At 52.3% G+C, this 22844-nt stretch carries 22 protein-coding genes and 1 pseudogene; 13 read left to right on the top strand and 10 right to left on the bottom strand.

Annotation, left to right across the window (positions count from 1 at the left end; all coding sequences use genetic code 11):
• Window positions 1-8 precede the first annotated feature (8 nt).
• Window positions 9-383, bottom strand: coding sequence for a DUF423 domain-containing protein (locus tag LOK74_RS02900; protein WP_230045129.1), 375 nt, complete (start codon window positions 381-383; stop codon window positions 9-11).
• Between the two features lie 199 nt (window positions 384-582).
• Here LOK74_RS02900 and LOK74_RS02905 point away from each other — a divergent pair, with 199 nt between their 5' ends.
• A complete protein-coding gene (locus LOK74_RS02905; protein WP_230045130.1) occupies window positions 583-1110 on the top strand; it encodes a hypothetical protein in 528 nt (175 codons plus the stop codon).
• Here LOK74_RS02905 and LOK74_RS02910 read toward each other — a convergent pair.
• Window positions 1088-1618 carry a hypothetical protein gene (locus LOK74_RS02910; RefSeq protein ID WP_230045131.1) on the bottom strand — a complete coding sequence of 177 codons (531 nt, stop codon included), beginning with the start codon at window positions 1616-1618 and terminating at the stop codon, window positions 1088-1090. The genes LOK74_RS02905 and LOK74_RS02910 overlap by 23 nt on opposite strands.
• A 488-nt stretch (window positions 1619-2106) precedes the next feature.
• Between LOK74_RS02910 and LOK74_RS02915 the strand changes: the two genes are divergently transcribed.
• On the top strand, window positions 2107-3537 hold the full coding sequence (locus LOK74_RS02915) for a C40 family peptidase (protein ID WP_230045132.1): 1431 nt from the start codon (window positions 2107-2109) through the stop codon (window positions 3535-3537).
• A gap of 77 nt (window positions 3538-3614) precedes the next feature.
• Here LOK74_RS02915 and LOK74_RS02920 read toward each other — a convergent pair whose 3' ends face one another.
• The 6 genes and pseudogenes from LOK74_RS02920 to LOK74_RS24160 all read right to left on the bottom strand — a co-directional run.
• Window positions 3615-4136: a GNAT family N-acetyltransferase gene (locus tag LOK74_RS02920; RefSeq protein WP_230045133.1), complete on the bottom strand. Its 522-nt coding sequence runs from the start codon at window positions 4134-4136 to the stop codon at window positions 3615-3617.
• Window positions 4133-5455 carry a YheC/YheD family endospore coat-associated protein gene (locus LOK74_RS02925; protein WP_230045134.1) on the bottom strand — a complete coding sequence of 441 codons (1323 nt, stop codon included), beginning with the start codon at window positions 5453-5455 and terminating at the stop codon, window positions 4133-4135. The genes LOK74_RS02920 and LOK74_RS02925 overlap by 4 nt, the downstream gene beginning before the upstream one ends.
• A gap of 51 nt (window positions 5456-5506) precedes the next feature.
• Window positions 5507-6883, bottom strand: coding sequence for a YheC/YheD family endospore coat-associated protein (locus tag LOK74_RS02930; protein ID WP_230045135.1), 1377 nt, complete (start codon window positions 6881-6883; stop codon window positions 5507-5509).
• Between the two features lie 12 nt (window positions 6884-6895).
• The gene (locus tag LOK74_RS02935; RefSeq protein ID WP_230045136.1) at window positions 6896-7978 is read right to left on the bottom strand and encodes a YheC/YheD family endospore coat-associated protein; all 1083 of its coding nucleotides are present in this window, start codon (window positions 7976-7978) and stop codon (window positions 6896-6898) included.
• Between the two features lie 6 nt (window positions 7979-7984).
• The gene (locus tag LOK74_RS02940) at window positions 7985-8392 is read right to left on the bottom strand and encodes a YheC/YheD family protein (protein WP_420908718.1); all 408 of its coding nucleotides are present in this window, start codon (window positions 8390-8392) and stop codon (window positions 7985-7987) included.
• A gap of 109 nt (window positions 8393-8501) precedes the next feature.
• Window positions 8502-9416: pseudogene (locus tag LOK74_RS24160) on the bottom strand (YheC/YheD family protein); the annotation flags it as partial.
• 90 nt (window positions 9417-9506) lie between these two features.
• On the opposite strand from LOK74_RS24160, the gene LOK74_RS02950 reads away from it, so the two are divergent.
• From LOK74_RS02950 to LOK74_RS02965, 4 genes are all read left to right on the top strand, one after another.
• Complete coding sequence (locus LOK74_RS02950) at window positions 9507-10658, top strand: DUF445 domain-containing protein (protein ID WP_230045137.1); 1152 nt, start codon at window positions 9507-9509, stop codon at window positions 10656-10658.
• A 51-nt stretch (window positions 10659-10709) separates the two neighbouring features.
• Window positions 10710-11066, top strand: coding sequence for a YlbF family regulator (locus LOK74_RS02955; RefSeq protein ID WP_230045138.1), 357 nt, complete (start codon window positions 10710-10712; stop codon window positions 11064-11066).
• 2 nt (window positions 11067-11068) lie between these two features.
• Complete coding sequence (locus LOK74_RS02960) at window positions 11069-11758, top strand: metal-dependent hydrolase (RefSeq protein WP_230045139.1); 690 nt, start codon at window positions 11069-11071, stop codon at window positions 11756-11758.
• A gap of 294 nt (window positions 11759-12052) precedes the next feature.
• Window positions 12053-13366, top strand: a complete 1314-nt coding sequence (locus LOK74_RS02965) for a DRTGG domain-containing protein (RefSeq protein ID WP_230045140.1) — start codon at window positions 12053-12055, stop codon at window positions 13364-13366.
• A 63-nt stretch (window positions 13367-13429) separates the two neighbouring features.
• Here LOK74_RS02965 and LOK74_RS02970 read toward each other — a convergent pair whose 3' ends face one another.
• Window positions 13430-13681, bottom strand: coding sequence for a hypothetical protein (locus tag LOK74_RS02970; RefSeq protein WP_230045141.1), 252 nt, complete (start codon window positions 13679-13681; stop codon window positions 13430-13432).
• Between the two features lie 12 nt (window positions 13682-13693).
• Here LOK74_RS02970 and LOK74_RS02975 point away from each other — a divergent pair, with 12 nt between their 5' ends.
• The gene (locus tag LOK74_RS02975) at window positions 13694-14134 is read left to right on the top strand and encodes a hypothetical protein (RefSeq protein ID WP_230045142.1); all 441 of its coding nucleotides are present in this window, start codon (window positions 13694-13696) and stop codon (window positions 14132-14134) included.
• Window positions 14135-14383: 249 nt separating this feature from the next.
• Here LOK74_RS02975 and LOK74_RS02980 read toward each other — a convergent pair whose 3' ends face one another.
• Entirely contained in the window at window positions 14384-14695 is a 312-nt protein-coding gene (locus tag LOK74_RS02980; protein WP_230045143.1) for a YtpI family protein, read from the bottom strand.
• 158 nt (window positions 14696-14853) lie between these two features.
• Here LOK74_RS02980 and LOK74_RS02985 point away from each other — a divergent pair, with 158 nt between their 5' ends.
• From LOK74_RS02985 to accA, 6 genes are all read left to right on the top strand, one after another.
• Complete coding sequence (locus tag LOK74_RS02985; protein ID WP_230045144.1) at window positions 14854-18318, top strand: DNA polymerase III subunit alpha; 3465 nt, start codon at window positions 14854-14856, stop codon at window positions 18316-18318.
• A 170-nt stretch (window positions 18319-18488) separates the two neighbouring features.
• Entirely contained in the window at window positions 18489-19733 is a 1245-nt protein-coding gene (gene ystJ, locus LOK74_RS02990; RefSeq protein WP_230045145.1) for an NADP-dependent malic enzyme, read from the top strand.
• Window positions 19734-19852: 119 nt separating this feature from the next.
• Window positions 19853-20524: a FadR/GntR family transcriptional regulator gene (locus tag LOK74_RS02995; protein ID WP_230045146.1), complete on the top strand. Its 672-nt coding sequence runs from the start codon at window positions 19853-19855 to the stop codon at window positions 20522-20524.
• 77 nt (window positions 20525-20601) lie between these two features.
• Window positions 20602-20784, top strand: coding sequence for a glutamate decarboxylase (locus LOK74_RS03000; RefSeq protein WP_230045147.1), 183 nt, complete (start codon window positions 20602-20604; stop codon window positions 20782-20784).
• A 21-nt stretch (window positions 20785-20805) separates the two neighbouring features.
• Window positions 20806-21693 carry an acetyl-CoA carboxylase, carboxyltransferase subunit beta gene (gene accD / locus LOK74_RS03005; protein WP_230045148.1) on the top strand — a complete coding sequence of 296 codons (888 nt, stop codon included), beginning with the start codon at window positions 20806-20808 and terminating at the stop codon, window positions 21691-21693.
• 1 nt (window position 21694) lies between these two features.
• Window positions 21695-22651 carry an acetyl-CoA carboxylase carboxyl transferase subunit alpha gene (gene accA / locus LOK74_RS03010; RefSeq protein ID WP_230045149.1) on the top strand — a complete coding sequence of 319 codons (957 nt, stop codon included), beginning with the start codon at window positions 21695-21697 and terminating at the stop codon, window positions 22649-22651.
• Window positions 22652-22844 lie beyond the last annotated feature (193 nt).

The following is a 22844-nucleotide window of genomic DNA, read 5'->3' on the forward strand; positions in this document are numbered from 1 at the left end:
GCGCAGCATCACCCGATTGACAGACCGGCCAGCACGAGACAGAACCATCCGGCCAAAAAGCAAAGCCCGCCTAACGGGGTGATCGCCCCTAACTTTCTCACCCCGCTCAGACTGAGCGCGTACAAACTACCCGAGAACAAAAGGATGCCGGCGAGGAAAAACCAACCCGCATAGCTGAACAGGGCCAATGCACCGAATTGCTTCCACCAGCCCCCAATCAGCAGGATGGCAATGGCATGGATCATTTGATATTGTACGCCGGTTTGGAAGATCGCCAGCATGTCTGCCGATAACTTTCGCTTCAGGGCATGCGCGCCAAATGCTCCCAATGCAACGGCCAGCAACGCGGCGATGCTACCGATAACGAGAAAAGCTGCAGCCATCTGTCTACCCCTTTCATCTCCAACTTTTTCCCTTGGCTCCATCATCTATTCTACTTTACCTGGCTTCTATCAGCCATCCAAAAAGCATTTGCCGAGCTCACGGAGAGTGTGGGACAATAAAACGAAAGAGTCAAAGGTGAGGTGACCCGGTGCTGTTGAGCCGGGTCATCTTGATGACGGCTGCGCCAGGAGGTATCAGATGGGTAGGGATATCGAAGATCGATACAGGGGTCTGCCGCCGCGCACTCCCGAGATGCTGTTTCGGATTGTTGGCAAGTTTTACCGCGGAGCGGTCAGCCACTATGACTTGATTCAGGAGAAAAAAGAGGATGTCAGGCGAGCGGTTGCAGTCTGGCAGGAAACCGGAGAGCAGGGGCCGCTTCGGCAAGCACTCTGGGTATTGTTTTGCGAGTTCCACTTTTACGTAACGTGTTGGCTGCAGATTGACCTCGCCCTCTATCGCTTGACCCAACATGGGCAGAACACCGGGATGGCCGAGCTGTGGAAGAGCTTTGCCCCGCAGATTCAGCGGCACGTAAAGGTTCGGGAACAGCTGGATGATACCGAATCCTGCGTGGATCAGCAGTTTAAGCATTTCGGCAGTCAGATGGCCGGTGTATCAGAGGACAGGTACTGGTTCGATGGCCTTTATTTTAGTGTGGACCAAACAAGTCTGCATACGCTCCATCAGCTGTATCAAGCGATTATGATGAGGAAGCAGAGCTAGCAGAGCCGCAAGAGAGAGAAGAGATCGGTTCAGGCTGGTCGTCTTTTTTCTCGTCGTCTTCTTCTGCCTTCTCGTCTTCGTCATTTTTCTCCTTTCCATCCTCGTCTTTTTTCAGATGCAGCAGGGCCTCTACGATGTGCAGATGCAAGGCATTGTACGATTTATGGGTAAAATGACGATGAATCAAGTAGATCGCGATCGATGCCAATGTCACGATGGCCAGAAACAGCACAATCAGATTGGAAGTAATCATGGTGGACAGTTTGGCCGAAAAGACGAGAAAGACAAATGGTACCGTGGAAAAACAAAACGGAATGTACCCGAGTTGGGCTTCCGTTTTTTTAATCGCCGCACCGATCAGGCGGAGTTCATCTATTGAGAGTTTCTCGTAATACCGCCAAATCTCTTCGATTTCAGCCAGGTCTTCCATTCGCTGCACGGCTACCTGTTGAGAATCGTAGCGGCGCAGGGATTCGTATAGCTTGCGATAGTTACCGTACGGCTTCATGGTTTCCCCTCCTTGATGAATAAAAGACCGCCTGGAACAGGCGGCCTTGCGGTTATCTAAACGATGTAGCAGGTATCAAGCAGAGACTATCGTGTGATTGATTAGTCACCGCACAGCACCGTGCAACACGCGGTGCACATTTGTCTACCAACGGACAATCGTCACATTGGTGTTATCTGTTACCACCCTGCTCTCATTTTTACCAAAGGAGAAAAGTACATTCACCCCAAAAAAGAATGCAAGTATTTAGAATTGAAGCCCTCACCTTTTATGTCTTTTTTTTGCATTTTGCAGATAGGCTGATAGGCCCAGAAAAGGTTAGGAAATACATATATAGCAAGGTTTCTGTCGCTGGTAACCTTGGTAGGACTTGAGATTCAAAAACATACTTGGAAATTTTTTAAATCTTAAAACCCGCCACAAACTGTTTTAAGATGGTAACGTATCCAGCAACACGGATACGACATCATTGCGTAGGAGGGTACAACATGACAAAAGCGAGACAACAAGCTTGGATAAAGAAATCGTCGGTTGCTGTATTACTCAGCACATCTTTGTTAATCGGACAAGGGGGATATGTGGCAGCAGCATCTGCTACTCCATCCCAAGTGGTACAACTGGCCAATGACTTGGTTGGTACCCCGTACCAGTCCCAATCAAATGCCCCCACAGCGTTTGATTCCGCCGGCTACGTGGCATACGTGTTTGACAAGCTGGGTGTAGATGTGGCCAACAGCATTTCCGGATTGTACAGTTCGGGAGTTACGGTTGAGAAGGATGCGATTCAGCCTGGCGATGTCCTGTTCTTCAATTCCAGTTCGGGTGCACCGCTCAACTACGTGGGAATCTACACCGGAAACAACCGCTTCGTATACGCATCCCGCAGCAAAGGGGAAGTCATTGTAAAAGACTACTCCAGTGTAGCAGATCATTTGGCGGGGGCGCGACGTTACATAAACGATAACGTCCAGCAACCTGATCAGAACGATAACGTCCAGCAACCTGATCAAAACGAAAAACCGAATCAAGATACTGATCATTCGAGTGATTCCGAATATTCCGCTAAAGTAGCCAGCTATGCCAAAGCGGAATTAGGAAAACCGTATCAGTCCGGTGCCAATGGCCCGAACGGATTTGACTCAGCCGGATATGTTTCGTATGTGTTAGGGAAAGCAGGGGTTCAGTCTGATGACAGCATCTCTTCCTTATATCAGATGGGACAAGCTGTCAGCAGCAATCAGCTGCAGCCTGGTGATGTCTTGTTCTTCAACTCCAGCTCTGGATCTTCTCTGAACTACACAGGAATCTATGTAGGAGACGACAAGTTTCTGTATGCTTCTCGCAGCCGGGGGCAAGTAGTAGAACAACAGTTTAGCGATGTGGCAGAACACTTTGCCGGGGCTCGCCGCATCACCGCTGAAGATTCCGTTCAGCCTCCTGCCAACGAGACGCCGGACGATGGCTCCGTAACGGAACCGGACAAGCCGAGTGAGGAACCGCAACAACCGCAGCAACCTGAAGAGCCGGATACTGCACTGGCAGACAAGATTATTGCCACTGGCGAGCGCTTTATGGGCACGCCGTACAAGTTTGGAGCCGAATATCCGGATTCCGGGCGATTTGACTGCTCCAGCTTCACCCAATATGTGTATGGATTGAACGGCATTAAACTGCCTCGCGATTCGCGTCAGCAATCGACGGTGGGCAAACAAATCTCCAAGAGCGAACTGCGCAAGGGAGATCTGGTGTTCTTCCGTACCTACGGCAGTTCCTCCAACCGGATCACTCACGTAGCGATCTACGCTGGAAATGACCAACTGCTGCACACGTATGGCAGTCCGGGTGTTACCTACTCCAAGTTTAGCGGCACTTCTTGGGAAGATCGTGTCGTCATGACGCGCCGCGTGCTGCCGGAATAAGAACAGCCTAACAAACTGGCATTAACCGTCTAGACCTATCAGGTCTAGGCGGTTTTTTCGTGCAAAAAGCATCCGCCTCACGGGAGACGGATGCTTTTTGCAAACAAGTCGTCCTGATCACTGATTCCTGATTCCGAGGAACAGCCAGCCAGATCGGCTTTGCTCCACTCGCCAGCGGCCAAGTAGAGGGTGGGTTTGCCGGTCGGGCCGTCAAACAGCTTCACGCCTACAAATCCACTGTGCATAAAACAGCGCAGGCTGGCCGCATGATCAAGTGCAACCCTTACGTACAGTTTCGGCAGCAGCTGCTGCATAGCCTCGGACAGCTGCCTTCCCATCCCCATACTGCGGCAATCGCGGTGGATGACGAGAAAGGCTTCCTTTAGCCCGTATGCTGCGACGGCGAACAGGCCGACCAGTTTTTTCTCATCCAATGCGACGAGAATCCGAGTCCCGTCTTCTCGTGGATCAAGCCTCACCGTTTTCAACCAGTGTACGGCTCTTCGGGTGATCCGGTTATCCCCGTGCTGCCGGATGAACTTCAACAGCAGATGGCGGTTGCGCTCAACCTGTGATGGTGTGAGTGTCAGCAGGTTCATCCTACGTTTGCTCCTTTTCCTTCACCAAGTTGGGATACATATTGGCTGTACCGAATCAAGTTGGATAGGGAGCCTTTGCGGATGTTTGGTTCATCAAATTTTTCCGGCTTGGCATTTGCTTCAAAAAACCAGAGTTTCCCCTCATCGGTCAGCCCTAGATCCATGGACATCTCAGCCAGGTTTTCGATTTTGTCATTGAGCGAAGCGGCAATGGTGAGCGCTGTCTGCTCCACCTGCTGCCGCACAGCTTCGGCCTGTTCTTTGAACAGGTGAGAAAGGACTCGATCTGTAGATTGAATCGACCCGCCTCGTGGGACGTGGGTGGTGATGCTGCCAGCTCCCGCCCGGCGAATGCCAATACCGGTCACGCCCCACTGTCCACTGCCGTTCTTTTGGACGAGAACCCGAACGTCAAACGGGCGTCCTTTGTACCGGGCCAAGGGGATGCCTTGTTGAATGATGTATCGTTTCCCTTTGATCTGCTTTCGGAGAAATCCCCACACTTTTCCGACCGTGGGAAAGAAGTAGGTGACCGCTCTTTTTTCCTGCACCTGGCGCAGCCTCCATCGGCGATTGATCTTTTCCAGACGCATGATTCCCTCTCCTGCCTTGCCAAGCACTGGTTTCAAGTAGACGAAAGGATGGCGGGAAACAAATGATTTCAGTTGAGCCAATGATTCCAGTCTGCCTGTTTCCGGCAGGTAGCTGCTCACCTCAGGTGTTTTCTCCAGCATTCGGAAAAGTGCGTGTTTGTTAAAAAAGCTAGGATTGAAAAACGTTACATTTTCAAATGATGCTAGTTGTTTGATCGTATCGCTTACCTCATTTCGTTTCTCCAGCTTTCGCGTCGGTATCCGGTTGTAGACGACGTGTGGAAAGGGGAGCTGATGCTCGGTCCACGTGTCCAGTGTTTCGTCATATAGGTAGCCTCTAACCATTTTTTTGGCCCAATTGATGCCCTCTGGCGTAAATACGAATACAATCCCGCCAAGACGTTTGCCAGACAAGAAGATATCTTTGAAGTTTTCCTTGTTGCCGCGGAAACCGCTGCCGTCGCTCACGGTCAGGATGCCGATCAGCGGACCGATGGTTAGCTGATGATTGCTGTAGGACCAGCGGACTTTGAGGCGGATCCGTCCACGGGTGTATGGCATCCTGTTGAGGTGGATGCGTTTGGTAACGGAGAACGGCCCCAGTTTCGCGAACATCCACTTCCGCCTCCCGGCCAGCAGCAGCAGGCGTAGATTGTCGTTGGGTGCGTGCAGGTACCAACGGCCGGAAGGGTGTATGGTCAGCCAACCGGAACGTGGTTGTCGCATGAGGATTCCTCCTTCCTGAACCATGCTTTTCATGATCGCATATATCCTCCATTAAAAGTTAGCCAGATAACAGCTGTAATCGACAATCAAGCCAAGCGACATCTCATCGGCCTGCCGCAGACGGGAGTGTTTAAAGATGGAACGTCCTGGTTTGGAGTTAGCCTCAAACATCCAGACATGGCCGTGTGTATCGATGCCCATGTCCAATCCCAGTTCGCCTAACGGAATGCCTTGCGCTTCTTCGATTGCGCTTGAGAGGCGAACTGCTGCGTTTCGGATGCGTTCCTCCACTAACTGCCACTGCGCCCCAAACAAGTATTCAAGGATTTCTTCTCCTGGCATCACCATTCCCCCGGTCCGAACGTGTGTGGTGACGCTGCCGGCACCGGCGACTTTCGCTGCCATACACGAGACGACCCAATCGTTTTGCTGGTTTTTATGCAGGTGGACCCGGAAATCAAATGGTCGCCCTTGATAGGTACAGAGCTGGATTCCCTGCTGGATCAGGTAGGATCGCTTGCGGCGATTGCGAAATACGTGCTGGTAGAGCGGGAGCAGCTTTTTAAACATGCGTCGGACATGGCCCGAGCCGTTGTGGTAGGTTAGCTCATATCCACGGCGCGGCAGGTAGCGTACTTTTACAATGCCGTATCCAAGGCTGCCATTGATCGGCTTCATGTAGATCATGCGGTATTTTCGGAGCATGGAACGCAAGGTTTCAAGAGAGGGAGAAAGGTGTGTCTCTGGAATGTGTTCGTTTACTTCGGGGAGTGGGGAGAGCAGTTTGTAGACACCCCACTTATCAAAAAATCCGCGGTTGAACATCGGCAGGTTTTCCTCATGGGCTAGGCGCAGCTTAAACGCCTGCACAATGTCTTGCTTTTCGGCGGCACGGGAGGGGATGCGGTCGTATACGACGTCGGGCATGGCGGTCGTCAACTTTCGCCAGGCGTAGCGCCCCTGTTTGGTTGGCCTGAGGAACCAACCTCTGACCAGATGATGATCCCAGTCGACATCCTGGGGAGCAAAGATAAAGTAAAAAACCCCCTTTCCTTCTTGCGCCTTCAACAGCTTCTGAAAGAAACCGGTGCGCAATCCAATTGGTTTTTCCAAGTTGTTGGTCACCCCGGTAGTAACGATGCCGATCGCGGGACCGATGCGCAGGGTGTCGTCTTCTCGTTTGAGGTGAATGAGGCCTGCGTGTGGGATTCCCAACCGTTGTTTTAATGCACTGGTCACTTTAACGATGTTGCTTTCCGGATATTTTCGGTTTTGATAAACGGTAGCTGTCACTTCCCGTTTGCCGAGGGATACGATAATTTTTTGGCGGGGTCGAAGCTGCAGCTTCTGGCACAGATGAAGCGGCAGGATGATCCCGACTTCGTTCGGATAAGCGAGGAAGCGTAACCGCACCCTAATGGTTTCCATGCATTGTACCTCCTACACGATCTTCATGAGATATTGCGCGTATTTGACCGGCAGTGTGACGGAGCGGATACGAGCTGCCCGGTCGTTGGTGAGTCGAAACACACTGCGCCCCGGTTTGCTGTTTACTTCAATAATCCAGACTTTTCCCTTCGTATCAATCCCGATATCGATGCCCAGTTCGGTTAGCCGCCCATGGTGTTCTTCCAGGAAAGGGGGTAGAAGCCGAACGATCTCATCGATCTGCTGTTCAATTGTTGTCCGTTTTTCCTCTGTAAAATAGCGAGTGAGAAACGCGTGTAGCGTAACGGCATTGCCACCTCCGTGCAGGTTGGAAGTAATGTTGCTTCTCCCGATACGAACGGCGCTGCCTGTCGTCACCCATTTGCCGGCTCCATTTTTTTGCACCAGCACACGCACATCATAGGGGTCTCCTGCTGGTGTATGCAGACTTAAGTATGATTGCACCAAAAACATACGGCCCATCGTAAAACGACGGACAAATCGCTTAATACCGGCAAGGGTTTTTATCTGTTTGACAAACGATTGATTTCGGTGATTGCGGCCGACAATGGAGTAGTATTTTTTGCAGATGTCAATCCGGATCACACCTGCACCATGTGTGCCAGTCGCGGGTTTGAGGATTGTCGTCCCGTCCCGTTTCAACAGGTTCAAAAACGATTGCATCGAATAAGGAAGGGTCTCGGGAAGGTATGGGACGAGCTGCGGTGATTGGAGGAGGATTTGATGGACTTGCCACTTGCCGAAAAGTCCACGACCCATGAAGATCACCTTTGGGTCGTTTTGCAAGCGTTCGATAAATGGCTTATAGTGACGATAGGATGAGTTGATGAAACAGCGGTCGTACACCACGGTAGGAAACGGCAGCCATTTTCTACGCCACCTGCCGTCGCGGTATTCAAAACCCACTACCTGTCGACGGACAAAATCGGCTTGACGCGGAGAAAAGACGAAGACACGGATTCCCTGTTTACGTCCGATCTCCGTCAGCTTTTGGTAATACTTTTTTTCGATAAAACGCGGTTCATCCCGTTTCACCATGGCCATGATGCCCATTGTTTTCCGTCTTCTCGTCATTCGTTGTCACCTGCTGATTCTTTTTTTGGTATGGAGTCCGAATGTCCGTTTTTGTGTACCAGTATACGGAAACCCACTGACGTAGGCCGTGTATTCCATCAGCTTGCGGACGGATGGCCGTGGGCGACGCTGTGGAGGATCAACGGTTCCCTCGGGGGTCTGCAGGGTGTTTTCCGCTTTGGAGGGTTTGCTGTTTACCTCAAGCAGCCAGATACGCCCTCTTGTATCTACACCGAGATCAATCCCGAATTCGGCGTAATGACCAGGGAGTGCTTTCTCAAGGCTCCTGGCTAACCGGAGGGCGGCTTGTTTTAACATCGCTGCCGAAGGACGGGCTGCTTCTTTCCAAGGACCGCACATATGCAGTGCGCGGACTGCCGACATCATGCTGCCGCCGCGGGACACATTGGACACGACGCGGTTTGGACCAATCCGTGCAACCAGTGAGGTGACCTCCCATTGTCCTTTTTTTGTTTTTTTGCACTAAGGCTCGAAAATCAACGGGCCGTCGATCAGCGCCGATCAGAGGCAAACTTTGCTGCAGCAGGTATGCTTTACCCTGTTTCAGTTTTTGGAGCCCTTGGTGCAGTGCTGGCAGGCTTTTGTACTGGCTTCTGCGGCCGTTCGCCAACTCCAGCCGATAACCGCCAGGGTAACGGCTGATCCGCGCAATCCCTTTGCCCATGCTGCCATTGGTCGGCTTGGCGTATACGATTCGGTGTTCTTGCAGCATCTGCCGAAGTTCCTGTAAACTTTCATAACGAACTGTGTTTGGCAAATAAGAAGCTGCTTCCGGTTGAGGCATCAGTACTTGATGAACTTGCCACTTGTTCAGAAAGCGCTCATTAAAGAAGGGAATCTGCAGTTCATGACAGCGCTGGATCAGGGTGGCTACCTGATTGCTTTGCTCCGTTTCCCTTGATGAGAGTCGGTTGTAGATGCACTGAGGCAGCGGCATGGTCCGCCTATGCCATCTTCCGTCTTTGCAAACCAATCCCTGGATTGTTTGCAAATCCCAATTTACATCGTCTGGTGTAAAGACGAGAACGATGCCTCCACGGATGCGGCATAGGCTGACCAGTTCGTTTAGAAAAGAGGTGTACAGCCCCAGTGGTTGCGCTACGATACCCGTTTTGTACTGGGAGAGGAGGACCCCGATCAGCGGTCCAAAGACGAGACGACGCTCCTGGACCATGTAGCGGAGGCGAATCGGCATACCGGTAGGAAGCAGCAGCGTCCGGGCAAGCGATGGGCCGATTCCTGAGCTTGCCTGCGTCCGGATGCTTTTGACGACAGCGTGCCCGATTCGGCTGCCAAACTGGACAGCGAGCGGTCCGGCCGGTATGTTCAGCGAACGGATAGCCGTTCGAGGAAGATAGAGATCCGCCTCTGCTTCGTTCACCTGTTTCGCTGCGACGATCGTCCGTATGTGCGGCATCGTTATCCCCTTTTCATAGGCGTTAGGTTAGTCTTATTTTATGAACGGATCAATACTTTGGTTCCTTTGTGGAAGAGGAGTGGTATGTCCATGAACGAGTGGTTGACGATAGGAATAACAGTGGCGATCGGGGCAACGATCGGGGGATTTACTAATCAGTTGGCTGTCCGCATGCTGTTTCGTCCTTACAAACCGTGGATGCTGGGCCGCTACCGCGTGCCGTTCACCCCAGGGTTAATCCCGAGACGGCGGGAAGAACTGGGGCAACAAATGGGCTATTTGGTTGAGCATTACTTGTTGACGGCAGAAGGTGTAAAACGGGCGATTGTCACTGGCGACTTGCAGAAGATGTTGACGAATTGGTTGACTGGTCATCTGGAGGAGCTGCTACATAGCAAGCGCACGCTTCGCGACGTCATCAAGCGTGCAGCTCCCGACATCCTGGCCGAAGACGGGCGTTGGAGCAATGAACTGAGAGAGCGTGTTCAGCACCAGTGGGACGGATGGATCAGAGAATGGTTGAAACGTGTAGGCCGTAGACGTTTGCGTGAACTGTTGCCGCCTGAAGCGGAGGGCAAGTTGAATCAGGCGGCAGCCTCGCTCAGTGAGCAGTTGCTGGTTCGCTTTCGCGGCTATCTCCGCTCCCTGGATGGTGTTCAGCAAATTCAATCGATGCTGCGAGGATTTATAGGAGGCGGCATGTTCGGCGGGTTGGTCGGCATGTTTCTCGCCGACGATAAAATGGTCGCCAAAATTCTCATGCAAGTCGACGAATCGTTGGAAAACCCGCAGTTGGCTCGAAAACTGTCGGATGTGATCCGACAGGAAGCCGATCGATTGCTGGACAAACCGCTGCAGGAAGTGTTGGACTGGATTGGCGAACCGCAGTTGATTGCTTGGAGCAGACGGGTGGTCGACTATGCGGAAGAGCGTAGCATTCACCTGGTGGACAAGCCGATAGCCGACTCACTCGGACAACTGCCCAAGCGTATGATAGAAGAGTGGGTCCCGCGGTTGGCGGAATGGATTGTTCAGGTGCTGCAGCAGAATGTGGAGCGGCTGTTTCACAAGCTGGAGGTTGCGAAGATTGTCGCACGCCAGGTAGAAGGATTCCCGCTTGAGCGGGTAGAAGAAATGATTATCGGCATATCTGGAAAAGAGTTCCGTATGATTACGCTGCTCGGTTTTCTGCTTGGAGGAGCAATCGGGCTGGTGCAAGGGTTCCTCAACCTGTGGTTGTAGGCCGCGTCAGGCTGTGCTCCGCGTCTGATCGAAATGGAAAGGAGGAAGAAGATGAACTACGACAAGGTGTATGACTTGGCAAGGGATATTAAAGAAAGTGACGAGTTCCGCGCGTATGCGGCTCAGAAGGCGAAAGTAGATGCTGATCCCAACGCCAAGCGGATGCTTGAAGACTTCCGCAAACAGCAGTTGGGAATGGAAATGCGGCAGATGCAGGGAGAGGCTCCCTCGCAAGCAGATGTGGAACAGCTGCGTCGTTTGTATGAGACGATCAACATGCACACGGAGATTCGCGAGCTTTTTGCCAGCGAGCAGCGACTCATCCAGATGGTGCAGGATATCCAGCGGATTATTGCTGAACCTTTTCAAGGGCTGCTTGGATTCCCAGAAACCGAAGGAGGGACATGACAATGGAGATTCGTTTCCACGGCCATAGCTGCGTCGAAATTGCTGCGGGGGACCACCGCTTGCTGATCGACCCATTCCTGACAGGCAATCCGGTTGCACAAGTAAAAGCGGAAGAGATCAAGGCAAATTACATCTTGCTGACTCACGGGCACAATGATCACGTAGGCGATACGGTACAGATCGCCAAAGCCAATGACGCTACGGTGATTGGCAACCACGAACTGGCTACATACCTGGCATGGCAAGGGCTCAAGACGCGTGGCATGCACATCGGCGGGGCTCACACGTTTCCGTTTGGCCGCGTAAAACTGACCCAGGCTTTCCACGGCTCTGCCTATGAACTTGATGACAAGCAGGAGTTGATCTACTTGGGGATGCCGACCGGTCTGCTGCTGACGATCGATGGCAAGACGATTTATCATGCAGGGGATACCGGCTTGTTCGGCGATATGAAGTTGATCGGCGAACTGCATCAGATTGATCTGGCCTTTTTGCCGATCGGTGACAACTTTACAATGGGACCGGAGGATGCCTGGCACGCGGCACAGTTTTTAAAGGCGAAGCTGGTTGTACCGATCCACTACAATACCTTCCCCTTGCTCCAGCAGGACGATCAAGCATTTGTCAGACGATTGGCAGAGATAGGGGTGGAAGGAAAGGTACTCGCTCCCAGCGAGACGATGACGCTCTAGCGGCGGATATGGCGGATACTGTACATGTCCGAGCATCTTTTGTCCAACTGAAACCAAATTGTAACCACCTTGTAATATTGCTGTAATATTAGCGGGGTAAGATAAAACTACGATGAAAACCCCCTTAATGATATACTTCCACGGTGCAGCAGAATCGCTGCACTCTTTTTTTTGTATGGGCTTCAGGTATAGTGATCGAAGAAGGGCTGCCTTGCTTTTATATGCTGTGGGTCTATCCGAGGATACTGTTCGATCTCACATAAACGCTTTCCAGAGGGGGAGGGGTGATGAAAGGTGGCAACCAAGCACGAACTGATTCTTGACTACATAGATCGACTGCCTGTCGGAACGAAGATATCGGTTCGACAGATCGCAAAGGATCTGGAAGTAAGTGAAGGTACGGCTTACCGTGCAATCAAGGAAGCGGAAGTGCAGGGATATGTGAGCACGATAGAACGAGTGGGTACGGTTCGCATTGAGAAGAAACAGAAAGAAAATATTGAAAGACTGACGTTTGCCGAAGTCGTCAATATCGTAGACGGTCATGTTCTTGGTGGAAGGGCCGGTCTGCACAAGACGCTAAACAAGTTTGTCATCGGTGCGATGAAGTTGGAAGCGATGATGCGGTACGTGGAAGCCGACAGTCTGTTGATCGTCGGGAATCGCTACCAGGCGCACAAGCTATCGCTTCAACACGGGGCCGCCGTTCTGATCACCGGTGGATTTGATACTAGTGATGAAGTGAAGCAGTTGGCGGACAAGCTGGAATTGCCGATTATCTCTTCCAGTTACGATACGTTTACTGTCGCCGCGATGATCAACCGAGCGATTTATGACCAGTTGATCAAAAAAGAAATTATCATGGTGGAGGATATTCTCAAACCGCTGTCCGAAACACCTGTCCTGCGTACTACCGATACGATCGCCACTTGGCACGCCTACACGGAGCGGTATGGTGAAGCACGGTTTCCCGTGGTCGATGAACTGATGAAGGTAGTAGGGATTGTTACCTCAAGGGATATCATTGGTCACGAGCCCACTGCTGTGATCGAGCGGGTGATGACCAAGAATCCGATCACCACACTGGCGCGTGTATCTGTTGCCTCGTGCGCTCACTTGATGGTGTGGGAAGGCATTGAACTGCTGCCGGTAGTGGATAACACGAAAAAACTGGTTGGCGTCTTAAGTCGGCAGGATGTAATCAAGGCCCTGCAGTACATGCAAAAACAACCGCAAATGGGTGAGACGTTCCCCAACCTGATTATGAACCGGTTTCAGGAAGAGAAACTGGGTGACGGGGGATCCGTCTTTTGCGGTGATGTGACACCACAGATGACCAACCATCTCGGTACAATCGCCAGTGGGGTGATGACGACAATTATGGTCGAGTCTGCTTGCAGTGTGCTGCGGCAGCATCGAAAAGGAGACATGGTACCGGAAAACATCATGGTCTACTTTTTGAAGCCGGTACAGTTGGAGAGCCAGATCCAGGTGAAGCCGCGCGTGCTTGATATCAGCCGTCGCTTTGGAAAAGTGGAGGTTTCCGTCTACCACAGTGATCAACTGGTCGGACAGGCGATGATCACGGCACAAATCATTGAACGGTAACGAACAAGCCGCCTCTGAGAATTCCTCAGATGCGGCTTGCTGCGGTATGGGGGAAAATCCAGGTTACGCGCCTTGCTCGTGTCTAGGTTGTCTCGTAACCATGTCCAGCTCTACATCAGCGATTCGCCTGTTTATGTAGCGCATCTTGTCGTTCATATCTTTTAGTTCAAACAGGATCAACTCATCACACTCAATGTTTGCCAGATGTTGGGCTTCAACTGAATTCTTGAGCTGCAGAACCGTTTCGTTTGTTTCTGCCAGCTGCTGATCAATTCGCTCCACTCTGTGATCGAGCTGGAGGATCTTGTCGTCCATCTGCTGGACTCTGTGATCGAGCTGAAGGATCTTGTCGTCCATCTGCTGGACTTTGTGATCGAGCTGGAGGATCTTGTCGTCCATCTGCTCCACTCTGTGATCGAGCTGGAGGATCTTGTCGTCCATCTGCTCCACTCTGTGATCGAGCTGGAGGATCTTGTCGTCCATCTGCTGGACTTTGTGATCGAGCTGGAGGATCTTGTCGTCCATCTGCTGGACTTTGTGATCGAGCTGGAGGATCTTGTCGTCCATCTGCTGGACTTTGTGATCGAGCTGGAGGATCTTGTCGTCCATCTGCTGGACTCTGTGATCGAGCTGAAGGATCTTGTCGTCCATCTGCTGGACTTTGTGATCGAGCTGAAGGATCTTGTCGTCCATCTGCTGGACTTTGTGATCGAGCTGGAGGATCCTGACATCCATCTGCTCCACCTTTTGATTGAGTCCTTGGAGTGACTCCAGTATTTGGTCAAGTTTAACGTCCAATCTCTGCCCCCTCCCCATGCTTCCTGATACCTACAAGTATATCATCAGACAGAGGCAGCCGCGAAAAAACTTTCTGTACCCAATGGAAACAAAAAGGACAACCGCAGGCATCGCGTACGGTTGTCTGAAGCGTAAGAATGTCACACAATCGATTATATAGTACAAACGTCCCTCCGACCAGACAAAACGTTTGGAAGTGAAGGAAAAATGACCCGCTACTTAATCAGCATGTCTTTCCGATTCTTTCCATTGGTGACGATAAGAGAGATATCTACGGGTTCCCGCGATCAGATTGACACCGCCGACAAACAGAAAAACCAATGCCACAATCAGCCTGACTGTCGTTAGCGGTTCATAGGTGAACTGATTGCAGCCGAACAGAAGCATCAAAACGCCCAGGGCCATGTTCATCTTGCCAAGTGTCATTCTGGCTTGGAGGGGATGGATCCCGCTTCGCCGTGCCATTACACTGTAGTAGACGCTTCCGACTAGGGAAGCGAGTAAGCCAGTCGCGTAGAACGCGGTCCACATGCATCATCGGTCCTTTCCGTTCTTCTTCATCTCTCCTATCCTACAAAAAGAATCGATCCCTGGTCAATTGGAGCGATTGTATGTTCGTATTTGCACGCAACATTCGGTATAATGGTTAGTACAAAATATGTGGAAATGATCGAAAGAGGGGGAGTCAGGTGGAAACGACCTTTGTTCACCTGCACGTACACAGCGAGTACAGTCTGCTTGACGGCGCTGCCCGCATTGATGCTTTGGTAGCTAAAGCAAAGGAATGGGGGATGCCGGCTTTAGCCATTACCGATCATGCCAACCTGTACGGAGCGATTCCGTTTTACAAAGCGTGCCGACAAGCGGGAATCAAACCGATCATCGGCATGGAGGCTTATCTCGTTGAAGAGCGCTTGAGCGAACGCCCGCCGCGTCATACTTCAACGCCATTTCATCTAGTGCTGCTGGCCGAAAACCTGACCGGCTACCGCAATCTGTTGAAGCTGAGTTCCATTGCCCAGACGGAGGGGTTGCACATACTGCCCCGGTTGAACAAGGAGATACTAGCGGCTCATGCGGAAGGATTGATCGCCCTGAGCGGCTGCCGTGAAGGGGAGATTGCTCGTCTGCTGGCGGACGGTGGCATTGACATGGCCAGAGAGGCCGCCCGCTGGTACGAGCGAACCTTTGGACATGACCGCTTTTACCTCGAACTGCAGGATCATGGCACGGAATGGGAGCGGCGCCTCAACCAGCGGATGCTGCACCTTCACCAAGATACCGGTATTCCGCTGATTGTCACCAATAACGTTCACTATGTAGAACAAAGTGACGCGAAGTGGCAGGACGTCCTGCTTGCCATCAAAGAGGGCAAGACGGTTGAAGAAGAGGGGCGTTACCGGTACGAGACTGACCAATACTATTTGAAAAGCGGCGAAGAGATGGCCCGGTTGTTCTCCTACGTACCGGAAGCGATTCGCAATACGGCTGCCGTCGCTGAGCGCTGCAATCTTGAATTAGAGTTCGGACAGCATATTCTGCCGCATTTTCCCGTGCCCGATGGAACGGATGCCAGCCAGTATCTCCGTGATTTGTGCCAACAGGGCTGCCGTGAGCGCTATGGCGAAATCACGCCACAGATACAGGAGAGACTTGAGCATGAGTTGTCGATCATTACGCGGACCGGCTTCGCCGACTACTTTCTGATTGTCTGGGATTTTATGCGCTACGCCCATGAAAACGACATACCTACTGGACCCGGCCGCGGATCTGCGGCGGGAAGCTTGGTTGCCTACGCGTTAAAGATCACCAATGTAGATCCTCTGCGGTTTAACTTGCTGTTTGAACGGTTTCTCAACCCGGAGCGGGTCACCATGCCTGACATCGATATCGACTTTGCGGTGGAACGCCGTGATGAAGTGATCCATTATGTGGCTGACAAATACGGTCATGATCGCGTTGCACAGATCGTCACGTTTGGGACGATGGCTGCCCGTGCGGCGGTTCGTGATGTGGGGCGAGCGCTTGGTCTCTCATTGGGGATCGTTGACCGCGTGGCCCGGATGATCCCCCAGTCTCCGGGCATGACAATTGACAAAGCAATGACCCTCAATCCACAACTTCCTGCGTTGATGGAAGAAAACAAGCAGGTGGCCAACCTGATCGAAGTGGCCAAGGGATTGGAGGGACTTCCCCGTCACACGTCGACACATGCGGCCGGGGTGGTCATTTCCCGAGAACCGTTGACCCAATATGTACCACTACAGGAAGGGGCGGAGGGGTTGACGCTGACCCAGTATCCGATGGATGTGCTGGAGGAAATCGGGCTTTTAAAGATGGATTTTCTGGGACTTCGCAACCTGACGATTATCCAGGAAGCGCTTCGCTTGCTGGAGCAGCAGGGTATCGAGGTAGATTTGCATCGTCTGCCGCCAACCGACGAGAAAACGTTTCGCATGCTTAGCCGAGGCGAGACGACAGGCATTTTCCAACTGGAATCATCCGGCATGCGAAATGTGCTGAGAGAACTGAGGCCTGAATCACTTGATGACATCATTGCCGTGCTCGCCCTTTACCGACCGGGGCCGATGGAGATCATACCGGATTACATCAAGGCCAAACACGGCAAAAAAAAGGTCACATATGCCCATTTTGACCTGGAACCAATTCTGAGGGAGACCCATGGCTTTATTTTGTATCAGGAACAGATCATGCAGATCTCTTCCCGAATGGCCGGATTTACGTTGGGGGAGGCTGACATCCTGCGCCGGGCAGTGGGCAAAAAGAAGCGCGAACTGTTGGCTGAACAGCGGGCCAAGTTTGTCGCGGGCAGTGTTCGTCAGGGATATGACGAAAAGTTGGCGCATCAGATATACGATCTGATCGTCCGCTTTGCCGACTACGGTTTTAACAAGGCTCACTCCGTCGCCTACGCGGTCATCGCGTATCAGATGGCCTATTTGAAGGCGAATTACCCGCTCACCTTTATGGCATCCCTGTTGTCCCTGTCGATTGGCAGTCAGACCCGGATCGCCGAGTACACAGAAGAGGCGCGCCGCTTGGGATTGGCCGTCCTGCCTCCGGACATTAATGAAAGTGAAGCCTTTTTTACCGTACAGCACGATGCGATCCGCTTTGGTTTGGCGGCAGTGAAAAACGTAGGCTACGGCGCAATCGAAGCGATTGTCCGCGAGCGAAAGCAGCGGCCCTACCGGGATCTGCGTGATTTCTGTACGCGAGTCGACAGTCGTCTCGTCAACCGCCGGGTAATCGAATCGCTGATTTCGTGCGGCGCAATGGACACGCTGCCTGGTCACCGTGCCCAGCTATTAGTCATGCTCGACATGGTGCTCAATAACGGCGTTTCTCGACGAAGCGCTGGTGCGGGGAGTCAGATTGATCTGTTTTCGCTAGATGACCCTTTGCAGTCTGGTGATGCAGCGATACAGGACGAGGGAGTGCCGTCTGACCCCTCCGTTTATCCCGATGTTCCCCCGTTTTCTCGAAACCAACAGTTGAAAGAAGAACGGGAACTACTCGGTGTCTATCTGTCGGGACACCCCCTGGACGATTATCCGCACCTGACCAATCGCGCAGGTGTACAGCAGATTTCCCGACTGTCGGAAACGGAAAAAAACCAACACGTAAAAGTAGTCGGCATGATTGCTGAGGTCAAGCGAATTCAGACGAAAAAGGGAGATCCTATGGCTTTCCTCACGATCGAAGACCGCACGTCAGCGGTGGAAGTGGTCGTCTTCCCGCAGGTGTTTGCAGCCCATCATGACCTGCTGGACCGGGAGAAGCTGGTCGTATTGGAGGCGCGCGTCGATGTCCAGGAAGAGACGATCAAGCTGCTTGCCTCCCGCCTTTGGGATGCTGCGACTCTGCCTCGTCCATCGACAGAAACGGTCTTGTTTGTCAAAATCTCTGCCCAACAGGAACGTGATTCGACATTGGCAGAACTAAAGCAGCTGTTTGTCGAAAGAAAAGGAACAATTCCCGTATTTCTCCATTACGCCGGGAAAAAACAGACGATTCGCCTGCCGGATGACTGGCGGGTGGAAGTGGACGAGGTCTTCCTGGAGAAAGCGCGAGCAATTGTAGGGAGAAGCGGAGTAATTCTAAAAGAATGGTCGATAAATGAAGGAGGTTGACGAATCGCCTCCTTTTTTTGCTGCATTCGGCATGTTTACAGATGGAAACGATTTGTTATAATGAGTACATGGTAGATTAAGTGGTCAGACCACTTAGGGAATAAACGGAATTTGTGTAAAAAAATGATTGTCAGTGAATCTATCCAACAGGTAAGATTGGAGTGGTAACGGTGTCCAAACTGAGAGAAGAAGCCTTGGAGCTTCACAGAAAACACCAAGGGAAACTGGAAGCGGTGACCAAAGTGCCGATCCGCAATGCACATGACCTGAGTCTTGCTTACTCTCCAGGTGTGGCGGAACCGTGCAAAGAAATTTTCGACGAGCCGACGAAAGTGTACGAGTACACCATCAAAGGGAATCTCGTGGCGGTGGTAAGTGACGGGACAGCAGTGTTGGGACTGGGCAACATCGGACCGGAAGCGGCCATGCCTGTGATGGAAGGAAAAGCTGCTTTGTTTAAGGCTTTTGCCGGCGTTGACGCATTTCCAATCTGCCTGAACACGTCTGACCCGGAGAAAATCATCGAGACGGTAAAACTGCTGGAACCTACGTTTGGCGGTGTTAATCTAGAAGATATTGCCGCCCCCGCCTGTTTTGCCATCGAGGAGCGCTTAAAGAAGGAAACCAATATTCCGATCTTCCACGACGACCAACATGGCACGGCGATCGTGACCGCGGCCGGGTTGATCAACGCCCTGCGGGTCGTCAACAAGCAGCTCGATGAGATTCGCGTCGTGGTGAACGGGGCTGGCGCCGCAGGGATTGCCATCATCAAGCTGCTGCTCAGCATGGGTGTACAGGACATTATCATGTGTGATACCAAAGGAATCATATACGAAGGCAGAACGTTCGGGATGAATGCAGTAAAAGAAGGGGTGGCCAAGCTGACCAACCGCGACAAGCAGAGCGGTGACCTTGCCGATGCGATGAAAGGTGCTGACGTCTTTGTCGGAGTATCCGTGGCTGGCGCGGTGACGATGCAGATGGTGGAATCAATGAATCGCGACGCGATCATCTTTGCCATGGCCAACCCGGTACCGGAAATCATGCCGGAGGAGGCGAAACAGGCGGGAGCAGCGGTGATCGGAACCGGACGTTCCGATTTCCCCAACCAAGTGAACAACGTGCTTGCTTTCCCAGGTATCTTCCGTGGTGCGCTTGATACATATGCCACCAACATCAACGAAGAGATGAAGAAAGCTGCTGTTTATGCGATCGCTGATCTGATCAGCTCGGAAGAACTGTCGGCGGACAAAGTGATCCCGGCTCCATTTGATCCTCGTGTCGCTCCTCATGTGGCGGCGGCTGTAGCCAAAGCGGCGATGGAAAGCGGCGTTGCCCGTCGTACAGTGGATCCGGAAGAAGTGAAGGAGAGAACCAAGCAGCTCTCCTCGATCAGCTATACGCAAGCGTAGAAAGCTGACGCTTAACGAAGCATCGACAGCTTCGTATGGAAAGCAAAAGTTCTGAGAGATGGCGGGGAAGGCATCATGGATGGCCTTCTCTCCATGCGTTCAAGGGAGGGAATGAAATCGTGCTCGACTCCTTGGAAAATCGAAAAGTGTACGAGGATATTTTGCTGCAGATTCATGATATTGTGCAGCGGGACAATTTGCGTGTCGGCGATAAACTTCCCTCTGAGCGTGAGCTGTCAGAACAGTTGGGTGTAGGACGTTCATCGGTACGTGAGGCGCTTCGCGCGTTGGAATTGCTCGGTCTGATCGAGACGAGGCGAGGAGAGGGGACCTTCCTCAAGCATTACCGTCACAACCGCTTGATCGACGTATTGGGCTTCTTCATCCTGCGGGACTACAAGACGAAAAAAGATCTGGTGGAGATGCGCAAGCTGCTCGAACTGGATGCGGTACGGTTGGCCTGTCGCCGAGCCGGCGACAAGCACTTTGAGGAGATGGAACGCATCCTTGCCGTCGCCTGGGAGCGAGTGGAACGGGGGGAGATCCCAACAGAAGAGGACTACCTGTTCCACCGTGTCATCTGTCGTTCCAGCCGGAACTCGATCCTGCACCGGATCTGGGCTCCGCTTGTCGAGTACAGCGACACTGTTCGCAGCACCTCACTTGCTAGAGAGGGGCGTGCCAAAACGGCTTTGATGGAACACGAGCAGATCATGCTGGCGATTCGCAACGGAGACGAACAGACAGCTGTCATGCGCATGCGAGAACACTTGGAAAACAGCAAGCTGTAGGTTTGCGGCAGTGAGAATCGCTGTGATATGATGATGCAGGCTGCACATGTTTGTCTGAGGTATAAGGAGGAAGCCATATGTGGACGGTTATCTACATCGCTCCAAGTGCGAAAATCGCCGAACGCATTCAGCTTCGATTAACCGATGAAGGGTTTCTGGTCAAAGTACGTGAGGCGAAAGTGTCCAAGCAATACGAAATCCTCGTACCAGAGAGTGAAGTTCACGAAGTTCAAGAGGTGCTCAGCACGATCCTTCACTAACCTATAATGTGAGGTGTTACTGTGCTAAAAGATCTTTTTGGCAAGAAGCGCAGGTTTGCCACTGTTCCCAGCCAGCAGTTGGGGACATCACCTGTCGTTGAACCAAAAGAAAAAGAAGTCCCGGAAGGGCTGATGCATAAGTGCCCCCTTTGCGGCACGATTCACTATTCCAAGGATCTCGAGAAAAACCTGCGTGTCTGCAAAGGCTGTCAGCATCACTTTCCGATGTCGGCCCCGGAGAGGATTGAGATGATTCTGGATGAGGGAGCGTTTGTCGAGGAATTCGACGCCGAGATGACATCGGCCAATCCGCTTGATTTCCCCGACTATGAGGAAAAGCTGGAGAAAGACAGGAGCGCCACCAACCTGAAGGAAGCGGTTGTCACGGGAGAGGGCAGGCTGCATGGGATTCCGGTTGTTTTAGGCGTGATGGATTCCCGTTTTCGTATGGGCAGCATGGGCTCTGTCGTAGGTGAAAAAATCACGCGGGCGATCGAACGAGCGATCGAACGGAAGTGTCCGTTTATCCTGTTTTCCGCATCCGGGGGAGCGCGTATGCAAGAGGGAGTGCTTAGCCTGATGCAGATGGCGAAGACGAGTGCTGCCTTGGCTGCGCTGGCCCGGGAACGCTTGCTGTTTATCTCCGTATTGACCAATCCGACGACCGGGGGCGTATCTGCCAGCTTTGCCTCGCTGGGTGATTACAATATAGCGGAGCCGGGAGCGCTGATCGGCTTTGCCGGCCGCCGCATCATCGAGCAGACGATCCGTCAGGAGCTGCCCAAAGATTTTCAGACAGCAGAATTCCTGCTCAAGCACGGCCAGCTTGATATGGTCGTGCATCGCAAGGAACTGCGCGAGACACTGGGCAAACTGGCAGAGATGCATACCGTCCGGGAGGGAGTGTAACATGGCCGGAGACCTGCCATTCGAAAAACCGCTTGTCGAATTGCAAGAAAAGATTAAAGAGTTGCGACGGTTTACAGAGGAAAAGGGAATCGACTTCTCCGATGAAGTGGTTCGTCTGGAACAAAGGGCAAAGGATTTGGCTGAGCAGATTTACGGCAACCTGACCCCCTGGCAGCGAGTGCAGATCGCCCGTCATGCAGAGAGACCGACTACGTTGGATTACATCGAGATGATCTTTACGGATTTTATCGAGGTCCATGGGGATCGCCTGTATGGGGACGACCCCGCGATTGTGGGCGGTATTGCCAAGTTGGATGGACGCCCTGTGACCGTAATCGGCCACCAAAAAGGGAAAGACACCAAAGAGAATATCAGCCGCAACTTCGGCATGCCCCACCCGGAGGGATATCGCAAAGCACTGCGCCTGATGGAGCAGGCAGACAAGTTCGGCAGGCCGATCATCTGCTTTATCAATACATCTGGCGCCTATCCCGGCAAGGCCGCAGAGGAACGCGGACAGAGTGAGGCGATTGCCAGAAATCTGCGTGAAATGGCCGGCTTCCGTGTTCCGATCCTCTGCGTGGTCACAGGAGAAGGAGGCAGCGGCGGAGCATTGGCGATTGGTGTCGGCAACCGCATCTACATGCTGGAAAACGCGGTTTATTCCGTTATCTCTCCGGAGGGCGCGGCGGCCCTGCTGTGGAAAGATGCCAGTCTGGCGCTTCGCGCAGCAGAGTCGATGAGGATTACCGCTCCCGACCTCTTGGAGTTGGGTGTGATCGACGGAGTCATCGCAGAACCGTTTGGCGGTGCCCACCGGGATCCTGCAAGGCAGGCACAAGCAATAAAAGAGACATTGACAAAAGGGCTAGAACAACTGTGGCAGATGACTCCAGAACAACTGATACAGGATCGTTACAACAAATTCAAACAGATTGGAACATACGCTTCTCTATAGATAGGGAAGCGTTGTTTTTTTGCTTTCGTCAAATGCCGGAATCTGCTACAATCGTAGTCGTGCCATAGTTTTATGCAGAGTAAAATGAATCTTCGGAAGAGTATGTCACAATGATGGGAATCGTGAGGAAAGAGTATAACAGATAAGGTAGATATAATGGAACAGATGGAGTGCGAGGAGAAATCTTACATAC

Source organism: Brevibacillus humidisoli (genome assembly GCF_020923435.1).
Classification (GTDB): Bacteria; Bacillota; Bacilli; order Brevibacillales; family Brevibacillaceae; genus Brevibacillus_E; species Brevibacillus_E humidisoli.

Coding starts and splice junctions, on each gene's coding strand:
- LOK74_RS02955 (WP_230045138.1), top strand. CDS start 10,710: ATGAACTACGACAAGGTGTATGACTTGGCAAGGGATATTAAAGAAAGT.
- LOK74_RS02980 (WP_230045143.1), bottom strand. CDS start 14,695: ATGTGGACCGCGTTCTACGCGACTGGCTTACTCGCTTCCCTAGTCGGA.
- LOK74_RS02910 (WP_230045131.1), bottom strand. CDS start 1,618: ATGAAGCCGTACGGTAACTATCGCAAGCTATACGAATCCCTGCGCCGC.
- LOK74_RS02900 (WP_230045129.1), bottom strand. CDS start 383: ATGGCTGCAGCTTTTCTCGTTATCGGTAGCATCGCCGCGTTGCTGGCC.
- LOK74_RS02905 (WP_230045130.1), top strand. CDS start 583: ATGGGTAGGGATATCGAAGATCGATACAGGGGTCTGCCGCCGCGCACT.
- LOK74_RS02920 (WP_230045133.1), bottom strand. CDS start 4,136: ATGAACCTGCTGACACTCACACCATCACAGGTTGAGCGCAACCGCCAT.
- LOK74_RS02970 (WP_230045141.1), bottom strand. CDS start 13,681: ATGGACGACAAGATCCTCCAGCTCGATCACAGAGTGGAGCGAATTGAT.
- LOK74_RS02925 (WP_230045134.1), bottom strand. CDS start 5,455: ATGCGACAACCACGTTCCGGTTGGCTGACCATACACCCTTCCGGCCGT.
- LOK74_RS02915 (WP_230045132.1), top strand. CDS start 2,107: ATGACAAAAGCGAGACAACAAGCTTGGATAAAGAAATCGTCGGTTGCT.
- LOK74_RS02930 (WP_230045135.1), bottom strand. CDS start 6,883: ATGGAAACCATTAGGGTGCGGTTACGCTTCCTCGCTTATCCGAACGAA.
- LOK74_RS03000 (WP_230045147.1), top strand. CDS start 20,602: ATGTGGACGGTTATCTACATCGCTCCAAGTGCGAAAATCGCCGAACGC.
- LOK74_RS02950 (WP_230045137.1), top strand. CDS start 9,507: ATGAACGAGTGGTTGACGATAGGAATAACAGTGGCGATCGGGGCAACG.
- accA (WP_230045149.1), top strand. CDS start 21,695: ATGGCCGGAGACCTGCCATTCGAAAAACCGCTTGTCGAATTGCAAGAA.
- LOK74_RS02960 (WP_230045139.1), top strand. CDS start 11,069: ATGGAGATTCGTTTCCACGGCCATAGCTGCGTCGAAATTGCTGCGGGG.
- LOK74_RS02935 (WP_230045136.1), bottom strand. CDS start 7,978: ATGACGAGAAGACGGAAAACAATGGGCATCATGGCCATGGTGAAACGG.